The organism is Streptococcus oralis, assembly GCF_964238205.1.
Lineage (GTDB): Bacteria > Bacillota > Bacilli > Lactobacillales > Streptococcaceae > Streptococcus > Streptococcus oralis_CZ.
Map to the genome: position 1 here is coordinate 130,043 of NZ_CAXSLF010000004.1, position 17,911 is coordinate 147,953.

Below are 17,911 nucleotides of genomic sequence, written 5' to 3' on the forward strand. Positions count from 1 at the left end.
TTTCTCTCTTTATTCAATTTTTAGTCTAAGTTCTTCAAATATTGCTGGATTGAGGCAATCATATCCTCAACTTTATCTACACTGAAACAGTAAGCATTATTTTCATTCTCACTATGACTATGTTGGGTAACATCAAAAGAAAAAATAGGTTTTTCAAGTGTAGTTACCTTGTTAATAATATCGTAAATTTCTTCATGGTAATTAATATCCAGATAAAAATCCATATGCTCTAACGCCACCTGAGCGTTATAAAGAGTAAATCGAGGGTAGAGAGAAACGTTTTGATAAGACTCCAAAGCAATGACACCTGGTGCAAAATTTGTATGTGCTAAAATTTCAAACTGAACATCAGGTAGTGCTCCTATCAAAGTTTCAAGTTGTTCCATCGTAGCTGAATTTGTGAATATCGCTGTATGATAACGAGGCCTCTTCACCAGATCCTTAAACCCATGTTTGAGAACACTCTTTCTAAGTAAGACTTCAGACCATTCTAATCCATAATAGAACCACCAAATATCGCGACAACGATTCAAATTCCACTGATTCCATGGCTTATCTCCTGCATAATGAATGATGACCGCTTCTTTTTCTAACTGATTCGCTCGATCATACCACTCAAAAGCATTAAAAGTATGAGCAAAGGTATCCATACCAACCATCACATTATATTTTTCTGGTAATTTTTTCCAGCGTCCTCTAAAATATCGATTTAAGATCCCTTGATCACCAAATTCTTCCTCATGATAACGATTGGTTAACTCCAATAGTTGCTGACAGACATTTTCTTCTCTCCAAAGAGCAGTATCAATCAGTAAAACACCTGCATTGAATTTATTCACATCTAAACCATCAGTTACAGCTGCTAAAGCATATCCTTCTAAATCCATCTCAAAGAGAGGAGTTAAATCGCCTGTAACAACGATATCTGCATCTATATAAAGAGCTCGATTCTCTGCGACTACTTCACCAATAAAATAGCGATAAAAAGTTGCATAAGAAAGATGATCCATAGGCAAGGAATAGCCCTTTATCTGATCGGAAGAAATTTTAACATTCTGAATTTCTGACTGAACAGACTCTAAGCGATTATTCATCAACCAGAACCACTCCTGAGGAAGATTATCATTGATAACATAAAAATTAATATGACTGTTTGTTGCAACAATAGATTTTATGGCAACTTCTAACTTCTCCATATAACCATTATCACCTGCAAGTACGATTGCCCTTCTCACTACCCCATTCTCCTTTTCTTTTCTCAATTATCCTATCTATTAAATACTTATTTATTTTTAAACGAATAAAGTAAACTTGAACCCTACGAATACATATCGGACAAGATCTAGATTTTATTTAGTACTATTCTTCTATATTATCCCCAGTATAACAATAGATGCCATAAAAATATTTGGAATTCACGATACTTCCCTTATTTATTCGTCATTTAAAGAAGTAACTTCAATTCTTCCCTGGTCACTAAGCACGGATTCATCTTTTGTTTATCATAAGCAGATTGATATTTTTCTGGATTTGCAAGTTGGGATAGTTCGTCAATCATCTCTGCGATACAATCCCTTGGAAACACATGGTCAGTAGCATAAAACTCTGGCTGGTGACACGTTTCCTTAAAAGCATAAAGGATCATGCCATTTTCAAGAGCTGCACGGCTACCATCAAGTATTTCCTGCGCATGAGAAATATCCAGATAAATGCTACACGTTTGTAAAAGTTTCTCATATATCTCTCTAGACAGACCTGGGTAGAGATGAACATTTGCATGACAATCCAGATCTAGCAGGCGCCCTCCCATTACTGTTAAAGCAGCAATATGAAATTCAAAATTCGGTAGGGCAGATACAAGGACTTCAATTTGCTCTAGTTCTTGCGTATCTGTCAAAATTAAAATATGCGGATGAAACTCCCTAAAGGCGCCAAGAAACGTTGGTAGATAAATCAGGGGAAGATTCATATTGTCTATCTTTAATTTCAAATCTCGAGTCAGTAGTTTCCCACAACGATCTTTTAGATACGAAATATCTTCCGCGGATAACTCTTCTCTCATATAAAATACTAACTGATTAGATGAGAAGTTAGGTATCTCCCTAAGTAAGCTTATATCTGATAATACTAAACAATCACCTGTAGATAATTGTTTATCTAAAATCAGTTTTCTTGCTTCATCAATTGAAGAAAGCCCCTGTTCCTGACCGTTTGCCTCTCGATAAAGTGCACGATTATGAGATGAAAAAAGATAGAGTTGCTCTTGATTTTCCTGACCATAAATGTCTATCTCTTTTTTCCCACCACTCCAAATTTCTCTATGAAAACAAGTTCCCGATAAATCGTAATGATCTCTGGCACAACAAACACCTTTGTTATCATACCATTCGACTACCTCCACCATTTGTGGCCACTGAGGATAACAGAAAATCTTCCCTTTTTTATTTCCTTCCGCAACGATATCACCTGTAGAAAGAACCTCCCAAAATCGAGGTAAGGGAAGTTGAGTCATGTGTAAGGGACTTGAATTTTCATGATTAGAAAAAAAACTAGTAAAAATATTGTTAATCATTAATGGTTTCAGATCCATCCCCATGAGTTCTAAATCTTTTTTTAGGCGATCGTCATCTGAAGACCATTCCCTCGTCAGATAATAATACATCATTTCTTTTTTATTCCCATTCTCTAGTCAACAATTCATACCATTTTTTTGTTATGCAGTCTGATAAATATTCTTCAGCCAAGCGATAAGAGCCTTCCCTGAACTGTTTGATTTGTTTGAAGGCTTTCTCTAAAGCTTTTGTTAAATCAACCACAATTTCCTCATCCGAACGAGCATCAAAAGGAACTAAATAACCATTTTTACCCTCTTGAATAAATGTCTGATTTCCATAAGGTACATCTAAACCAACAAGAGCTTGTCCAGAACCAATTGCTTCTAACAAAGTTATACCAAAAGTTTCCCATTCCGAGGTAGCCAGGTAAAGTTCATACTCTTTGAAACGGTTTGAAATTGTCTGATGCCCCTTAAGATGGATATAATTTTGTGCTCCTAGATTGGCAATCTCTGCTTCAATATCCTGCCATAGCATCCCTTGACCATAGATATCTAAGTTGACATCTGGACAAATTTCATGAAAAGCAACGATGGCTTTGATTGCTAAGTCTAATCGTTTTCGGCGTTCAAACCGCGCGGCAATCATCACAGTATAAGGTTTTCGTTCATCAGCTAATTGCAACTGTTCTAGGGCAGCTACTGGAAGAACGCGAACTTGACCAGTTTTTCCTAGTAATCCTAAATGCCCTTCTAATTCTTCCTTTTGTGCTTGTGTTGATACTAAAATATCATCAAATTCTTCGGCATATTGAAAAAGGTGATAGTATTCAGAATTGATCTGATCTCCCCAATGATGGATGGAGTGCACAACACAGGATAATCTTGCTTCTCCTTTTAAACGTAAAAGAGGTGATGTGAAGGGAAGATTCTCTAGCCGATCAAGAAATACATGATCCTCTTTACTAAACTGCAACTCTGATAAGGCTCGCTCTAAAAATTCAGACTCACTATAGAACCACTCCCCTCCACACCGATAAACTGCTTCAGTATTCTCACCAGGTTCTTTCTTAATCTCTTCAAAGGCTACTGAACCATCTCTATTATGAAACAGTCGGCGAACAACTCTAGCTTCTAGACCAAATCCAGTATCCACTGCTGTAAAAAATTCTGTGAACAGCTTTTTCTTACCATAATGTTCTCTACGAAGTAAACGACCAAATACATAATAATCTACATAATCCACATAATCCGATTTTAGACTGTTTTTATGTAGAATGGTAGTCACACCATCTTGTTCTTGAAAACTCAACTCGTGATTATTTTCCTTATATTCAGCGGTCAGCTGTAAGAGCTGCTTCATATCATCTATACGGATCCCTAAACTCATATCACGCTGATCTGTCAACAACATATGTGCTAATAGGATTTCTTCCTCAAGATGACCCAAAGAAAGGTAATAGTCCCATTTAAATCGAGGAGGGACCTGTGTAAAAACAAAACTGGCAGGAAGGTCCAAGTCGCGAAAAACCTTCCCACGATATGCTTGAGCAACATCTACACCATTTGGTTCTAAACCAACCATAAGATTAAAAGTGTAAAGCATTCTTTAACTCCAAACTAAACTCTAATCACAAGCATCAAATCATAGACTCCATAAAAGAAGTGAACTAACGAATGATTAGATTATCTACTAAAACTTTCTCATTTATCTAACGAATTGAGGTAAGCTTTTATCGCTACTACCATCGTTTCAGGAGTTTGTGAAGAAAAAATCTGACTTCCTCCTGTTTGATCCTTACTAGTATTATCAAAAGCAAAGATCGGTTTCCCTAATTTATGAATCTCCTGAGTGATATTCATAATTTCATTAAAATGATTGATATCTAAATAAAAATCGATTTTATATTCCTTTTATCTAACGTTTATTTTCTTCTCTATTGATTAATAAAATCTGTCGAATCTCATCTACCATTTTTTGCGGTTCTTCATGAGCAAACACTTTATCAAGGAGTTCTGCTCGATGGGCTACATTATCAAAGGCCAGCACAGTTTTCCCCTTAGCAATGGCACGGTCGACAATCTCATCAACCTGTCCCCAATGATTGATATCTAAGTAAATATCTGCTTTTTCTAATAAATCTTCGATAATGTCACCATGGTGAACATTTGTATAAAGAGTGACATTGTCATAAGCATTAAAGGCCTCTAAACAATCCGAAACATTTGTTTTTGCTGCAATATGAAAGGCTACCTCAGGTAAATTTTCCACAAGATAAGTTAAATTTTCTAGGGTATCCGAAGCCGTTAAAGTAAACACATGATAATCCAACTGAGGACGTTCCTTTATCACCAACTCTTCCTTGCTGAATACGATTGAATTACTTGGAATATCCTTATGGATGACTGCTCCTGCACCGATGATAACATTATCGCCAATAGTTACCCCTTTAAGAATGACAACATTAGAGCCAATCCAGCAGTTTTTTCCTATGATAACTGGCCCAGTATTAAAACTGATTTTTTCCACATGATAATTTGAATACTGGTGATTATGATCAAAAATACGTACACCATCTCCAAACATGGTATCTTTTCCAATCTCTATGTATTTCCCACAACGAATTGTACAATGATCATTGAAAAAAACGCGATTTCCTAGCTTTAGAGTCGCTCCATGTCCCACCTCTACACTTACAAAAGAACGTATAGTGACATCCTGTCCTATTTCTACATTAGCTGTAGAAGCAATTTCAATATGTTGATACTCCCCTACTTTGTGAAAGTCCACCATCGTTAGTCCTCTCCTTTTCTAATCTTATCAATAGATCTTGCTAGCTCTTGCCAGTTCTCTCTTGCAAAAAGTCGTTGACCATGCTCAGTTGATTTTAAGTCTTGGAATGCCAAGATTGGTTTATGATCTCGACTAAAACGATCCAGAATTTCAATCGTTTTTTCTCCTGGGTTGATATCTAATAGTACATTGCTTGTCATAACCAATTCATCATCTAGTCCATGCAATTCACTAATTCCAGAATAAACTGTTACATTAGAATACCTTATCAATCTTGCTAAACTGTCTGCTACATGCACACGAGCTGCTATTTTAAAGTTTACTTGCGGAAGTGCTCGAATGAAGTCTTCCAAATGTGGTATTTCTGCCATACTTGTGTAAATGAGACAGGTAAAGGGTCTGCCTTCAGGATAAAGCATCGTCTCACGAAGAGGTTCTAAACCAATATTCTCTGAGACTTCTGACCAGTCCAATTGAGCATAAAACCACCAAACATCACGATAGGTTTGTGCAGCCAGTGGAAACCAAGGCTTCCTGTGAGATAAATAATGGATAACCTTAGGATAAGACTGCCCATTTGGAATCTGGTAGCTGGTAAAATGACTATGAAGAACCACATGGTTAAAATCAAAAGGTAATTCCAACCAATTATTTTCAAACACCATATTGAGAATAGATTGGTCTGCCTGATCTACCTTATCATGCCATTTATTCGTCATCTCAATCAGGTATTGACTCATTTGTTTTGCCTTCCAATAAGCATTGTCAATGACTAAAAATCCTGCATTAAAGATCTCACGATTATAGAAAACACGTCCTCCGTGGTCTCTAACTGCTGCGATAGGATGACCTTCTAAGTCAAGTGAAAAGAGCTCATCTAGAGGTCCTGTCACCACCATATCACAGTCCATATATATGACACGGTCCTCCTTGACAAAATCAGGGACAAAATAGCGAAGGAAAACGGTATAGGAAATATCTGTCTTATACTGTTGAATCTGCTCCATACTTACTCGACAGTTAATAATTTCACTATCCAGGCACTGTAAATGCCGATTGATCCCCGTAAACCACTCCTGCGGAAAATCACCGTTAATCAGATAGAAACGAATATTTCTATGATGATAGAGAACTGATTTAATAGTTGCTAGCACTTGGTCCACATAAGGATAATTAGCTGCAAGTACAATGGCATGTTGCGGTTCAGTTTGCGATTTTGGCACATAACTTAATACATGATTTTTCTCTTTAATTTGACGATAAGTCTCACTACTCTCTAAACCATGAAGCCTACCATTCTCCAGACATGATTTTAGCATCGTTCGATAAACATTAATATGTTTTTCAAGAGGATAACCTCGACTAGCTAAAAGCGCCAATCGTTCCTCCATCGCATAAACCAAGGCAGACATCCAGTCATCCGTCCAAGTACGAGAGAGGCTTCCAGAGCGTTCCCGATAAGCATATAAACCCTTATTTAGATAGACCACTCTCTCACAGATCAAAAAAGCCTTCAAATTAAAGAAACCATCTTCCCCTATTCGTCCCTTTGGAAATAATAACTCATCAAACAAGGAACGTTTGTAAAGTTTTCCCCAAGCAGATATAAGTGCAAGACTCTTATTAAATTTTTTCTCATAAAGTCCATCAATTAGCTGCACAGGGGTATAGAGGCGCTCATAATAATCCTGCTCTCCCATAAAGAAATAAAAGAGACTCTCTGCATCATTATAGAGATAATAATTAGCTATCGCTATATCTGCGTTATAAGTTATTAACTTGTTATACAATTCTTCTACATAGTTTTTCTCTATCCAATCATCTGAATCAACAAAGGTCACATATTCGCCAGATGTCAGTTGTAGTCCAACATTTCTTGTGTCAGAAATTCCAGAATTTTCCTTAATATGATAGGAAATTCGTTCATCCTTTTTAAGATACTCTCGACAAATCGCATCACTTCCATCAGTTGAGCCATCATTGATAATCAGTATCTCTAAATTTTGATAGGTTTGACTAAGAATGCTATCCAAACACTGTCTAAGGTATTTTTCAACGTTATATACGGGTACAATTACACTAATTTTTTCTGTCATTTTTATATTTCTCTTTGTACTATTCTTAAGTTAGGGAAACGGCTCTCCCGTAGATTCCCAACTCACTACTAGCTTTCTCTAGTTTGTGGAAGAAATCCTTTGATGAAAGCTGAAATATCTTTACTCATGATTTTATCCAGCCTCTCAGCAATCAATTCCTCTGACCAGTTCCACCAGGCAATTTCTTGCATTTGCTTACGGGCAGTAGAATCTGTTATTCGGTAACGAATAAGCTTAGCAGGATTTCCTCCAACAATAGCATAGGGTTCCACATCCTTGGTTACTACAGCACCTGTTGCTATCACCGCTCCATCTCCAATAGCTACCCCTGCCATAATCTGAACATTGTTTCCAATCCAAACATCATTCCCAACACGAGTAGGAATCTTCAATATGTGGTCATCCGTCATATCCAGGGGCTTGTCTGTGTAAAACAACTCCAAACTCTTAAATGGATAAGTAGTAATCAATTCCACATCATGATTTGCTGTTACAAATTGAACATTTTGTCCAATAGAACAATAATCACCAATAATGACCTGGCCTCCATGATCATAATCAACTAATTGAGGAATACCATAAGTATGATTGCCCACTGTTAAGGACCCATAGTCAATCAAATAGCGACTGGTAAATTTCGTTAGGTAATCAAACAGATCTGAACGCGAATCATAGATACGAATTTCCAGAGGAATCGTTCCCTGATGCAGACCTTCCCAATAGGAATAGCCTACTTCCTCATAACAACAGTCAAAAACCGCCGTCAACTCTTTCGAGCTAGAAAATAGTTGAAGCTTATTCTCCTGCATATGCCAAAACCGCTCATTATCATGACCGGTTCCACCAATATCCTTGATTTGACCATCAGGTAAAAGTTGAAAAAAGCGCTGATGTTGTTTATTTTTATGTGAAAATATACAGAATTTTCCAGATACTGATACCATTGCTAATCTTCCCCTTATAACTTCGACCAAGAACACGAGTCTCTATAGAGAGTTTTTTCCCAAAAATCTTTATAAAAATCTAGTATTTTTTAGTCAAAAGCCTAGATTTATTCCATTATAATTATACCTTATTTTTAGCAAAAGAGCTATCATATAAATAAATCTATTAGATATTATTTCAGCATTGAACTATCAATATAAGTCAATCCTCTTTATTCAGTAAAAATATTTGATATATAGAATTATCTTCTAAACTTTAGATTATTTCCTTATTTTTCAAGAATCAAAAAACCTAAACTCTAACAGCTAGTAAATAACTAACGATTAAAGTCTAGGTTTACTCAAAGAATAATCATTATTTCACGACAAGCTCGTAACGAGTTTTGCTAGTGAAAGTTTGGCCTGCTTTGAGGATGACTTGATCTTTAAGATCGCTATGAATAGCATCTGGTAAAGCTTGCGCTTCTAGAGCAATTCCATTGTGCTGAATCATTGGCTGACCAGCGATGATGACACTCTCGTCCACAAAGTTTGCTGTGTAGACCACAAAGCAAGGAGCCTCTGTCTTGAAGAGCAAGAAGCGACCTGAACCTTGGTCATAGAGGAATCCAGTATTGTCATGTCCTGCAGGAAGCGCAAATGGATGGTCCAAACCAGATACGAGTTGGATTTGCTCATCTTCTTCTGCAAAGATATCCTTCAACAAGGCACCATTATAGATATGTTTGACCACATCACGGTTAGCATCTGGGGTTTTAGCTGGAACACCATCAGGAGCTATTGGATAGATACCCTCTGTATTCAGTTGGAAAACATGGCGGTCAACTGTCTGAGTGAAATCACCTGACAAGTTAAAGTAGCTATGGTTAGTTGGATTGACCAAGGTATCCTGGTCTGTCGTTACCTTGTAACTAACCTCGTAGGCACCACTTTCTTCCATGTTGTAACTAATCCAGATCTTAAGATTTCCAGGGAAACCTCCTGTACCGTCTGCTCTTTCTGTGTAAAGAGTCAAACCATGGTCACTCACTTCGACTAGCTCAAACAAGCTAGAATCCCAACCAGTTGAGCCACTGTGGTTACAGTTGCTAGCATTGTTAACTTCGAGTTCATAGGTCTTCCCATTGAGTTCAAATGTTGCACCTGCGATACGACCTGCAACTGGACCTACACTTGCTCCATGTTTAGGGCTATTGCCCACATAGCTTTCAAAATCATCAAAACCAAGAATAACATTGGCAAAATTGCCAGCCTTATCTGGAGTTACATAGCGTAGAATTGTGGCTCCATAAGTCATGATTTCCAGTTGATAACCTGCCTCCGTTTCAAAACGGTAAGCGAGGATATCCTTGCCATCAACTTTCCCAAATACACGTTCTGTGTATGCTTTCATCCTTCTCTCCTTTTTCTATTTCAATTAAGTAAACAAACCATAGAAAGCGCATTCACGTTCTATGGTTTTATTTTATGATTTACAGACACCTTTGTCAAGAAACCATAAATATTTTCTTAACAAAAGTAATTCCTTCTATTTCTATTCTATGCTTCTACACGTTCAGTCCATGAAGTAGCTGTTGTTTGAAGTACTTTATTGAGTTCATCGATGTTCTCAAAACCAGTTGTACGGAGCCATTCGCGAGCGGCTGCTTCACCGTCTTTGATGTAAGCTTCAACTGATCCTGCCCATGTAGCACGTCCACAAAGAACACCATTGAAGTTTGCACCTGATTCGTGAGCAAATACAAGAGTTTCTTGGAAGAGCTTAGCTGACACGCCAGCACTCAAGTAGATGTAAGGAAGATTAGTAGCTTCATCTTGAGCTTTGAAGAAAGCAACTGCTTCTTCACGTGTATGAACAATTTCACCATCCCCAAATCCTTCAACGTATTTCACATTGACTGGAACTTCCACTTTCAAAACATCGATGTTAAAGCGTGGGTCTGAGAAGACTTTCATCGCACCGATAACCTTGTGTGGTTTTACTTTAGCGTATTCAGCAGAACCTGCATCAGCAATCTTTTCATCGTAAGCAAGAATTTCAAGGAAGAATGGAATGTCTTCAGCCACACACTCAGAACCAATACGTTCAATGTAGGCTTGTTTTTGTTGGTTGAGTTCGTCAGAGCTATCTACGTCATAGTAAAGCAAGAACTTAACAGCATCTGCACCTTGTTCCTTGATACGTTTTGCAGACCAAACATCCAAGCAGTCTGGCAAGCGTTTTGTGCTTGTTGTATCGTATCCAGTTTTCTCATAAGCAAGGAGAAGACCAGCATTTGGAGCAAGAGCTTTAGTCGCTGGAAGTCCATACTCAGGGTCAAGAAGCATAGATGAAGCGTATTTAGTCAATTCATCCGCTACCAACACTTTAAGTTCTTCCATTTGAGTAACTGTTGGCTCTTCTGTCTGGTATTGAGCCATGAGGCGTTTCAAAGCACCACGTTGGTCAAAAGCAAGAGCTGAGATGATACCATTTTCGTCTGAGAGTTTTTGCAAGCAAGCAAGTTTATTTGGGCTTAATGTTAATTTACTCATAGATTCTTCCTTATTTTTCAAATTCGTGAATAATGACACCTTGAACAACACGGTTCACTGTACCTGTAGGTGATGGTGTATCTGGTCTGTTACCAACTTTAAGCGAAGTCAAAAGAGCAAATAACTGACCGTAAACGATATAAGGGAAGACACGGTAAACATCATTCAAAACGCCACCGCAGCCAAGCGCTACTTCCTTAACATTTTCAAGTCCAAAGGCTTGGTCACTCAAGAGAACAACACGACGAGCAATTTTGTCACCTGCAACTTCACGAACCAAGTCTAAGTCATACTTACGAGTATAATCTGTTGTAGTACCAAAGACCAAAACGACAGTATCTTCATTGATAAGAGATTTTGGACCGTGACGGAAGCCAACTGGGCTTTCATACATAGTCGCAACCTGACCAGCAGTCAATTCCAAAATTTTAAGCTGTGCTTCTTGAGCAAGTCCGAAGAATGGGCCCGCACCTAGATAAATCACTCGATTAAAGTCTAGGTCAACCAACTCTTTGACATCTGCTACATTGTCAAGTACTTTACGAGCTAAACTAGATAGCACTTCAAAACGTTCAGCTTTAACAGCAAATTCTGTTGGATCAAATACCAAAAGTGCTGTCAACATCATTGAAGTGAAGCTTGAAGTCATAGCAAAGCCAGCATCGTTAGAAGCAGCTGGTTGTAGCAACAAGAGGTTGCGGTCATCACCATGCGCTTGAAGAGCCAATTTCCCTTCAGCCGCACATGTGATAGTTACTTGATAAAGTTCATCAACCAAGGCCTTAGCCAAGTCAACTGTTGCCACACTCTCAGGTGAGTTCCCGCTACGCGCGAATGATACCAAAACAGTCGCCACATCTTTTTTTAAATAAGTTTGTGGGTTTGCTACGATATCAGTTGTCGCAATAGCATTAAAATTCCATTTACGTTCATCATAAACTTCCTTGAAGTAAGGAACGAGAGTATCACCTACATAAGCAGAAGTTCCAGCACCAGTCAGGATAACCTTGATGTAGTCATGTTTATCAGCAATTCCTTGCAAGAAGGCTGCAATTTCATCACGTCGTGCTTGATAAGCTTCAAAAGCTTCTTGCCAAACGTCTGGTTGTTGGTAAATTTCGCGAGTTGTGATTTCTGCCCCCAACTCAAGCAATTCTTCTTTTGTATAATCTAGCATTGAGTCCCTCTAATCTATTATTATATTGTTTTTTATTTAAAATATGGGAATGGGAGTAAGCCCCATTCCCATGTATATTCTATATAAAATGCTCTAACGGTTTTCACGTTGTCACATCGTATACTCAATGAAAATCAAAGAGCAAACTAGGAAGCTAGCCGAAGGCTGTACTCAAGTACGGCAAGGCGAAGCTGACGTGGTTTGAATTTGATTTTTGAAGAGTATTATTCATCTTCATCGTCATCGAAGCTTGCCAATAAATCATTAACTTTGACAATGCTTTCTGAAGCACGACTCTTATAATCTGCATCAGCGCCAGTTAGACTCGCATTGATAAATTCGATAACCATTGGAAGATTCATTCCTGCATAAAGTTCAATGTCACGACCTTCCATAATCAGACGGCTCACCACATTACATGGTGTTCCACCAAGGAGGTCAGCAAAGACTAGGAAATCATCCAAACCTTCGACAGCGGCTTCAAATTTCGCAGTGAAATCTTCTGGTCCATCTTCTGGAAGAAGAGCAACTGCATGAATATTTTCCTGTGGACCCATAATCATTTCTGTGCTACCTTTAAGTTCTTCACAAAAACGTCCATGACTCACTAAAATTAATGATTTAGTCATAAATTATGCGCCCATTCCAAGTAAGAATTTACCGATGAATGAAAGTCCAACAGCAAGAGCAATGATGATACCGATTGCTTTAGTTGAGTTCATACCTTTCTTACCAAGCAACCAGAAGATGAATGCTGTGAAGATTGCTGGAAGCAAGCGTGGGAAGATTGAGTTCAAGATATCTTGGAAGTCAATCATTTTCTCACCGATTGGCAATTTATATGAAATTTCAAAGTTGATCATTGTTGCTACAAGAGCACCCATCATGAATACACCAAGAACAGATGCAGCTTCAATCAAAGCTGTCAAAGTGCTTTGCATGTTGTTGATAAGGTTAACCCCTTCTTTGTATGCAAATTCCAATTGTTTCCAACGGAAGATGTCATACGCTACTGCAACTGCAATCCAAAGGAAGATACCCCAAGGTTGACCAGCGATAGCCATTGTTGCAGCGATAGATCCCATGATAGCAGGTACAAGTGAACCAAAGATAGTATCTCCAAGAGGAGCGAATGGTCCCATCAAACCTGTCTTGATACCGTTAACCGCATCTTTTGAGTCAACGCCATCTTTTTCTTCCATGGCAAGGTCAAAACCAGCGATGATTGTGTGGAAGAATGGTGAAGTGTTGAAGAATTGAGTATGAACTTTCATCATTTCTTTCAACTCAGGAGTTCCATCTCCATACATTTTACGCAATTGTGGCAAGATCATGTAAAGGTAACCTGATGCTTGCATACGTTCGTAGTTCCATCCCAATTGGAAAGTGAACAAGCTACGTTTGTTAATTTGATTAAAATCTTCTTTTGTTAATTTGTAATTAGAATTCGTCATCTTCAATTTCCCCACTTTCTGATGGTGTAGAAGGTGCTGCTACAGCAACTTTCTGGCTGTTCTTGAAGTGAACAACTGCAAGGAAGATACCTACGATAGAGACACCGATCATAGACAAACCTTTGAAGTTGTTGGCAAAGCCAATTTTTTCAGCAACGTCAGCAGGAAGAGTGCCAATGAGACCAGCAACTGCTCCACCAAGACCTGTTACGTATGAGTAAAGTACAGTCAACATAGCTGTCAAACCGAATCCCATAGCAAGGTAGTGAAGGTTACGTTTAACTGGAAGGTAACGAAGCAAGATAGCGAATCCAAGACCTGGAAGCATACGACCTGCAAGAGTCAAACCGTCTGCAACCCATTGGAATTCTTTAACAAAGTTTACAACTGCTTGTACGAATTCTCCACCAAAAGCAAGAGCGAAGAATACTGGAAGGGCACGAGAAGCAGCCCATGGAAGCGCACCAAGAAGGTAGTTACGTTCGATTCCTTTGTAGTCAAAGCGTTCGATCGCAGCATCAATACGGTGTGCGAAGAATGTAGTAGTCATACGACCAAGTACGTCGAAGTAAGTCAAAAGTGCCGCTACTGGTACAGCGATTGTAGTGATCGCAAGGTCAGTTTCGATACCTTGTGAAACTGAGAAAGCAGTCGCAAGAACCGCACCAGAAGTTGCGTCGATACGAGAAGCACCACCAAAGGTACCTACCCCAAGTACGAACAACTGCAAGCTACCACCGATAAACAAACCAGTTGTCAAATCTCCCATGATCAAACCAGTAATGAAACCAGCGAATACAGGGGAACCTGCAGAAGAAACGATCGTCAACTCATCACAGATTTGATAAGCTGAGTACAGAGTGAGAAGTAAAATTTGCCACCATTGTATCATAACAATGACCTCCTAAAAATTTTTTCCTATTTTAATAAGCTCAAAAAGTCTGAAACTGGATCATTTGGAACCATTTGAGCAGTAAGTTTAACACCTTTTTCCGCCAATTTGTGGAAATCTTCCACGTCTTTATCTACAACGTTGATAGAACGTGTGATCGCACGTGTTTCTGGTGTTTGAGACATGTTGCCGACATTGACAGTTTCAAGTGGCACACCTGCTTCTACCAAACCGAGGAAACGGTCAGGTTTGCGTGCTACAATCAAAAGACGTTGGCTATCGTATTTACCAGCAAGGATATTGGCTGCAGCTTTTTCAACTGGCAAAATGCTAAGTTTTACACCTGGTGGTGTTGCAAGTTTCAATCCGCTCTTTTCAACATCGTTGTTAACAACTTCATTGTCAACGACCATGATACGTGAAACATTAAGTTTAGCAGACCAAAGGTTTGCTACTTGTCCGTGGATCAAACGTCCATCGATACGGCATCCTACAATTGTCATAAATTTTCCCCCTTTATATGTTTTAGTGTAGGTTTACGAGTTAAATGTATGTGATCTTTATACTCCCCTTCAGTTTCAAAGATAATGATGCGGTTAGCACCTTCCTTGAGATAGCTGTGCGGAATATAAAGCGATAAGGTTGGACCAACATTCCAGAAACGTCCGAGATGATGGCCATTGACATAGGCAATCCCTTTACCAAACTCAGATAAGTCTAAGTAGGTATCCTTTGGCACCTCAACTTCAAAGTCGTAGGCGTAAAAGGCAGGTTGTCCTTCTGTCCATCCTTTTGAGAAATCAATCTTTTCAGGATTATCTAGTGGAAGCGGATAGTGTTCCCAGTTCAGCATAAAGTGTAGGTCTTTGCAGACACCTGTACGAATCCCTTTTCGTTGTGTATCTGCTAGGAACTTATGCCCGTAATTGACACGCCCCATATTTTCAATAAGGACGTCAAATCTAGAGAGCGCTTTCTTTTTTCCTTGATAGAAGATATCTTCTCCAATTTCAGTCTGGTACTGAGTTGCGACCCATTTCCCATCTACAAATAGCTGAGCTCTATCGCGTCCATCAATGATACGGATGCGTTCTTCTTCTGCGTCCCAGCTAGCTTCTGTACGATAGAGTAGGTAGCCATAGCTTTGTCCCAACTCTTCCATTTTCTTAGGATAGAGACTCTCGATAGGACTTGTTAGGCTATCCAAGGTTTCAAAGAGAGAAACTTTCTCAACCAGTGGAATGTTTTCGACTTCCATACTCTCTTTGTAAAGTGGCTCTAATTGTGGATACTCAGGATAGTAAGTCGCCATCATTTCCTTAACTGCCAGGTATTTAGCAGTTGGATTGCCCGCTTCATTAAGGAGAGCGTCATAATCATAAGATGTTACTTGTGGTAAATCGATGGTTCCTCGAGCTGAACAACCATTCATAAAACCAAAGTTAGTTCCACCGTGGAACATGTAAAGGTTGATAGAGCCTTGCTCTAGCACCTCATGTACGGCTTCTGCTAACTCCTCTGGCTCACGCGTGATGACTGGTTCTTTCCATCGGTTAAACCATCCATCCCAGAATTCCATACACATGAGTGGCCATTTCTTGCCATACTCATCAAAGAACTCTTGCATTTGCGAGAAGTTAAAGTTAGCTTTTGAACCAAAGTTCCCTGTCACAAAGAGATCATCTTCAATCAAGGTACCAGCTTTCAGAGTTGCTCGCCATGGACCATCAGATGTAAAGAGCGGACAAGTCACTGAACGTTCTTCCATCAATCGGCGAATCTCACGCAAGTAGGTCTTGTCCTCACCGTATGAACCGTACTCATTTTCAACCTGCATCATGAGGATATTACCACCATTGTCCAACAATCTTGAAACAAGACGCGGAAGTAAATGATCGTAGTAACGTCCTACCATTTCAACAAAGGCTGGATCAGAAGAACGGATTCGCATGTCTTTATTTAAAAGCCATGCTGGTAAACCACCGAATTCCCACTCTGCACAGATAAAGGGAGATGGTCGAACAATAGCATACAAGCCTAAGTCCTGAGCTGTCTGAAGAAATTTTTCAATATCAAGATTGCCTTCAAAATTGAAGTTTCCTTCAGTTGGCTCATGCAAATTCCAAGCGACGTAGGTTTCAACAGTGTTAAAACCTAAAGCCTTGAGATTGTACAATGAATGGTACCAGTCTTCTTCAGGAATTCTAAAATAATGAATGGCACCAGATAAAATTTTGAATGGTTCCCCATCTAGGTAAAAATCATCCTCAATTTTAAACCTTGTCATTTTACCACCCCATACTTTTCCGTTTGCGCTTTCATTTGTTGTTATATTAAATGATAAACTAATGAATCCATCTTGTCAATAGATTTTTCGAAAATTATTTAAAATTTTTCTTTTTTTTACTGAATTGTTTTCTAAAATTCTTGTAAAAATTTTTTTTCTTAAATATTTTCGATCTAGATAGCATAAATGTATGAGTTTTTAACCGTAAATAATATGTAAGTCAATCGCTTAGAATATTATTTTATTTTTTTACATTATTTACTATCATTTTCAAACTATTTATGGTAAAATCGAAGATGGAGAAGGAAAAAATGAGGTGAAAATATGGCAATTCCAAAGTATCAATATATCAAAGATGAATTGAAAAACAAAATCATTTCAGGTCAATTTGCAAGTGGCGACAAGTTCTACACTGAAGCAGAATTGATTTCAATGTATGACGTAAGTTCAATCACTGTTGTTCGCGCCTTAAACGACCTTGCTAAAGACGGTTATATTGTCCGCCAACAAGGAAAAGGAACCTTTGTGGCTCGCGCTCGCAAGCACAAACTCGTGGAATTTTCTGATGTAGAAATTTTTGAAACCAAGGACGATAAAGTCACCGTTCTTTCTATTGAACGCGGTAACGATCTTAACTACTTAGAAAAATTGGGATTGCGTGGCGATCAATTTTATTACAAAATCGAACGTATCCGTGAATCTAACGGTGTTACTTATATCTACCACACATCTTATATCCCTGAACAATACATCAATGCAAACTATCCAAATCTTGAATACTATAGTTCTATCTATAATCGTTTCAAATTGGACTACCACATTCACATGAATGACGAGCATTTTGAAGAAATCAATGAAATTGTATTTCCAACTCCAGAACATGCTGCTTCTATCCTAGGAATCGACTCTCAGTTCCCAACTGTTCTCCAAACCAAGACAACTAAACTTGAGTCAACTGGCCAAGTATTGGAATACATTGAAACTTACAAACGTTCTGATTTCTATAAGATTAAATTTATCTCATGTGGTCGCGATCACTAAACATTAAAAAGTCTGAGACAATCGTTTCAGGCTTTTCTGTTTTTCATTATAGCACGCTAGCTTTTAGTAGGAAATATCAAATGACTTTAAACTATAATTTGGAGAAATTTTACTAAAAACAGAGTAAAAATTGAAAA

The 17,911-nt window shown here is 38.5% G+C and carries 15 protein-coding genes; 1 reads left to right on the forward strand and 14 read right to left on the reverse strand.

The features are described from left to right. Positions 1-20: 20 nt before the first annotated feature. From ACESOD_RS06990 to ACESOD_RS07055, 14 genes are all read right to left on the reverse strand, one after another. Positions 21-1,235: a glycosyltransferase gene (locus tag ACESOD_RS06990; protein ID WP_373094623.1), complete on the reverse strand. Its 1,215-nt coding sequence runs from the start codon at positions 1,233-1,235 to the stop codon at positions 21-23. Positions 1,236-1,444: 209 nt separating this feature from the next. Continuing rightward, positions 1,445-2,665 (reverse strand): hypothetical protein, encoded by a 1,221-nt coding sequence (locus ACESOD_RS06995; protein WP_373094624.1) that lies wholly within the window; start codon positions 2,663-2,665, stop codon positions 1,445-1,447. A 7-nt stretch (positions 2,666-2,672) separates the two neighbouring features. After that, positions 2,673-4,160, reverse strand: coding sequence for a glycosyltransferase (locus tag ACESOD_RS07000; RefSeq protein WP_373094625.1), 1,488 nt, complete (start codon positions 4,158-4,160; stop codon positions 2,673-2,675). Between the two features lie 312 nt (positions 4,161-4,472). Next, a complete protein-coding gene (locus ACESOD_RS07005; RefSeq protein WP_373094626.1) occupies positions 4,473-5,348 on the reverse strand; it encodes a DapH/DapD/GlmU-related protein in 876 nt (291 codons plus the stop codon). A 2-nt stretch (positions 5,349-5,350) separates the two neighbouring features. Then, a complete protein-coding gene (locus ACESOD_RS07010) occupies positions 5,351-7,444 on the reverse strand; it encodes a glycosyltransferase (protein WP_373094627.1) in 2,094 nt (697 codons plus the stop codon). A 68-nt stretch (positions 7,445-7,512) separates the two neighbouring features. After that, positions 7,513-8,388, reverse strand: a complete 876-nt coding sequence (locus tag ACESOD_RS07015) for a CatB-related O-acetyltransferase (RefSeq protein ID WP_373094628.1) — start codon at positions 8,386-8,388, stop codon at positions 7,513-7,515. A gap of 355 nt (positions 8,389-8,743) precedes the next feature. Then, positions 8,744-9,781 carry an aldose epimerase family protein gene (locus ACESOD_RS07020; RefSeq protein WP_373094629.1) on the reverse strand — a complete coding sequence of 346 codons (1,038 nt, stop codon included), beginning with the start codon at positions 9,779-9,781 and terminating at the stop codon, positions 8,744-8,746. Between the two features lie 146 nt (positions 9,782-9,927). Further along, positions 9,928-10,923, reverse strand: coding sequence for a tagatose-bisphosphate aldolase (gene lacD / locus ACESOD_RS07025; protein WP_373094630.1), 996 nt, complete (start codon positions 10,921-10,923; stop codon positions 9,928-9,930). Between the two features lie 10 nt (positions 10,924-10,933). Further along, positions 10,934-12,100 (reverse strand): SIS domain-containing protein, encoded by a 1,167-nt coding sequence (locus tag ACESOD_RS07030; protein WP_373094631.1) that lies wholly within the window; start codon positions 12,098-12,100, stop codon positions 10,934-10,936. 224 nt (positions 12,101-12,324) lie between these two features. Continuing rightward, entirely contained in the window at positions 12,325-12,729 is a 405-nt protein-coding gene (locus ACESOD_RS07035; RefSeq protein WP_373094632.1) for a PTS sugar transporter subunit IIA, read from the reverse strand. Positions 12,730-12,732: 3 nt separating this feature from the next. Further along, positions 12,733-13,554: a PTS system mannose/fructose/sorbose family transporter subunit IID gene (locus ACESOD_RS07040; protein WP_373094633.1), complete on the reverse strand. Its 822-nt coding sequence runs from the start codon at positions 13,552-13,554 to the stop codon at positions 12,733-12,735. Further along, positions 13,541-14,446 (reverse strand): PTS mannose/fructose/sorbose/N-acetylgalactosamine transporter subunit IIC, encoded by a 906-nt coding sequence (locus ACESOD_RS07045; RefSeq protein WP_373094634.1) that lies wholly within the window; start codon positions 14,444-14,446, stop codon positions 13,541-13,543. Before ACESOD_RS07045 ends, ACESOD_RS07040 begins: the two co-directional genes overlap by 14 nt. A 26-nt stretch (positions 14,447-14,472) precedes the next feature. Next, the gene (locus ACESOD_RS07050; RefSeq protein WP_070458000.1) at positions 14,473-14,949 is read right to left on the reverse strand and encodes a PTS system mannose/fructose/N-acetylgalactosamine-transporter subunit IIB; all 477 of its coding nucleotides are present in this window, start codon (positions 14,947-14,949) and stop codon (positions 14,473-14,475) included. Then, complete coding sequence (locus ACESOD_RS07055) at positions 14,946-16,733, reverse strand: glycoside hydrolase family 35 protein (protein WP_373094636.1); 1,788 nt, start codon at positions 16,731-16,733, stop codon at positions 14,946-14,948. The genes ACESOD_RS07050 and ACESOD_RS07055 overlap by 4 nt, the downstream gene beginning before the upstream one ends. Before the next feature lie 324 nt (positions 16,734-17,057). Here ACESOD_RS07055 and ACESOD_RS07060 point away from each other — a divergent pair, with 324 nt between their 5' ends. Then, positions 17,058-17,774 (forward strand): GntR family transcriptional regulator, encoded by a 717-nt coding sequence (locus ACESOD_RS07060; protein ID WP_301559247.1) that lies wholly within the window; start codon positions 17,058-17,060, stop codon positions 17,772-17,774. Positions 17,775-17,911 lie beyond the last annotated feature (137 nt).

What these genes read in the sequence shown, in the direction of transcription:
- ACESOD_RS06995 (WP_373094624.1), bottom strand. Translation starts at nt 2,665, where the DNA reads ATGATGTATTATTATCTGACGAGGGAATGGTCTTCAGATGACGATCGC.
- ACESOD_RS07000 (WP_373094625.1), bottom strand. Translation starts at nt 4,160, where the DNA reads ATGCTTTACACTTTTAATCTTATGGTTGGTTTAGAACCAAATGGTGTA.
- ACESOD_RS07005 (WP_373094626.1), bottom strand. Translation starts at nt 5,348, where the DNA reads ATGGTGGACTTTCACAAAGTAGGGGAGTATCAACATATTGAAATTGCT.
- ACESOD_RS07010 (WP_373094627.1), bottom strand. Translation starts at nt 7,444, where the DNA reads ATGACAGAAAAAATTAGTGTAATTGTACCCGTATATAACGTTGAAAAA.
- ACESOD_RS07015 (WP_373094628.1), bottom strand. Translation starts at nt 8,388, where the DNA reads ATGGTATCAGTATCTGGAAAATTCTGTATATTTTCACATAAAAATAAA.
- ACESOD_RS07020 (WP_373094629.1), bottom strand. Translation starts at nt 9,781, where the DNA reads ATGAAAGCATACACAGAACGTGTATTTGGGAAAGTTGATGGCAAGGAT.
- lacD (WP_373094630.1), bottom strand. Translation starts at nt 10,923, where the DNA reads ATGAGTAAATTAACATTAAGCCCAAATAAACTTGCTTGCTTGCAAAAA.
- ACESOD_RS07030 (WP_373094631.1), bottom strand. Translation starts at nt 12,100, where the DNA reads ATGCTAGATTATACAAAAGAAGAATTGCTTGAGTTGGGGGCAGAAATC.
- ACESOD_RS07035 (WP_373094632.1), bottom strand. Translation starts at nt 12,729, where the DNA reads ATGACTAAATCATTAATTTTAGTGAGTCATGGACGTTTTTGTGAAGAA.
- ACESOD_RS07040 (WP_373094633.1), bottom strand. Translation starts at nt 13,554, where the DNA reads ATGACGAATTCTAATTACAAATTAACAAAAGAAGATTTTAATCAAATT.
- ACESOD_RS07045 (WP_373094634.1), bottom strand. Translation starts at nt 14,446, where the DNA reads ATGATACAATGGTGGCAAATTTTACTTCTCACTCTGTACTCAGCTTAT.
- ACESOD_RS07050 (WP_070458000.1), bottom strand. Translation starts at nt 14,949, where the DNA reads ATGACAATTGTAGGATGCCGTATCGATGGACGTTTGATCCACGGACAA.
- ACESOD_RS07055 (WP_373094636.1), bottom strand. Translation starts at nt 16,733, where the DNA reads ATGACAAGGTTTAAAATTGAGGATGATTTTTACCTAGATGGGGAACCA.
- ACESOD_RS07060 (WP_301559247.1), top strand. Translation starts at nt 17,058, where the DNA reads ATGGCAATTCCAAAGTATCAATATATCAAAGATGAATTGAAAAACAAA.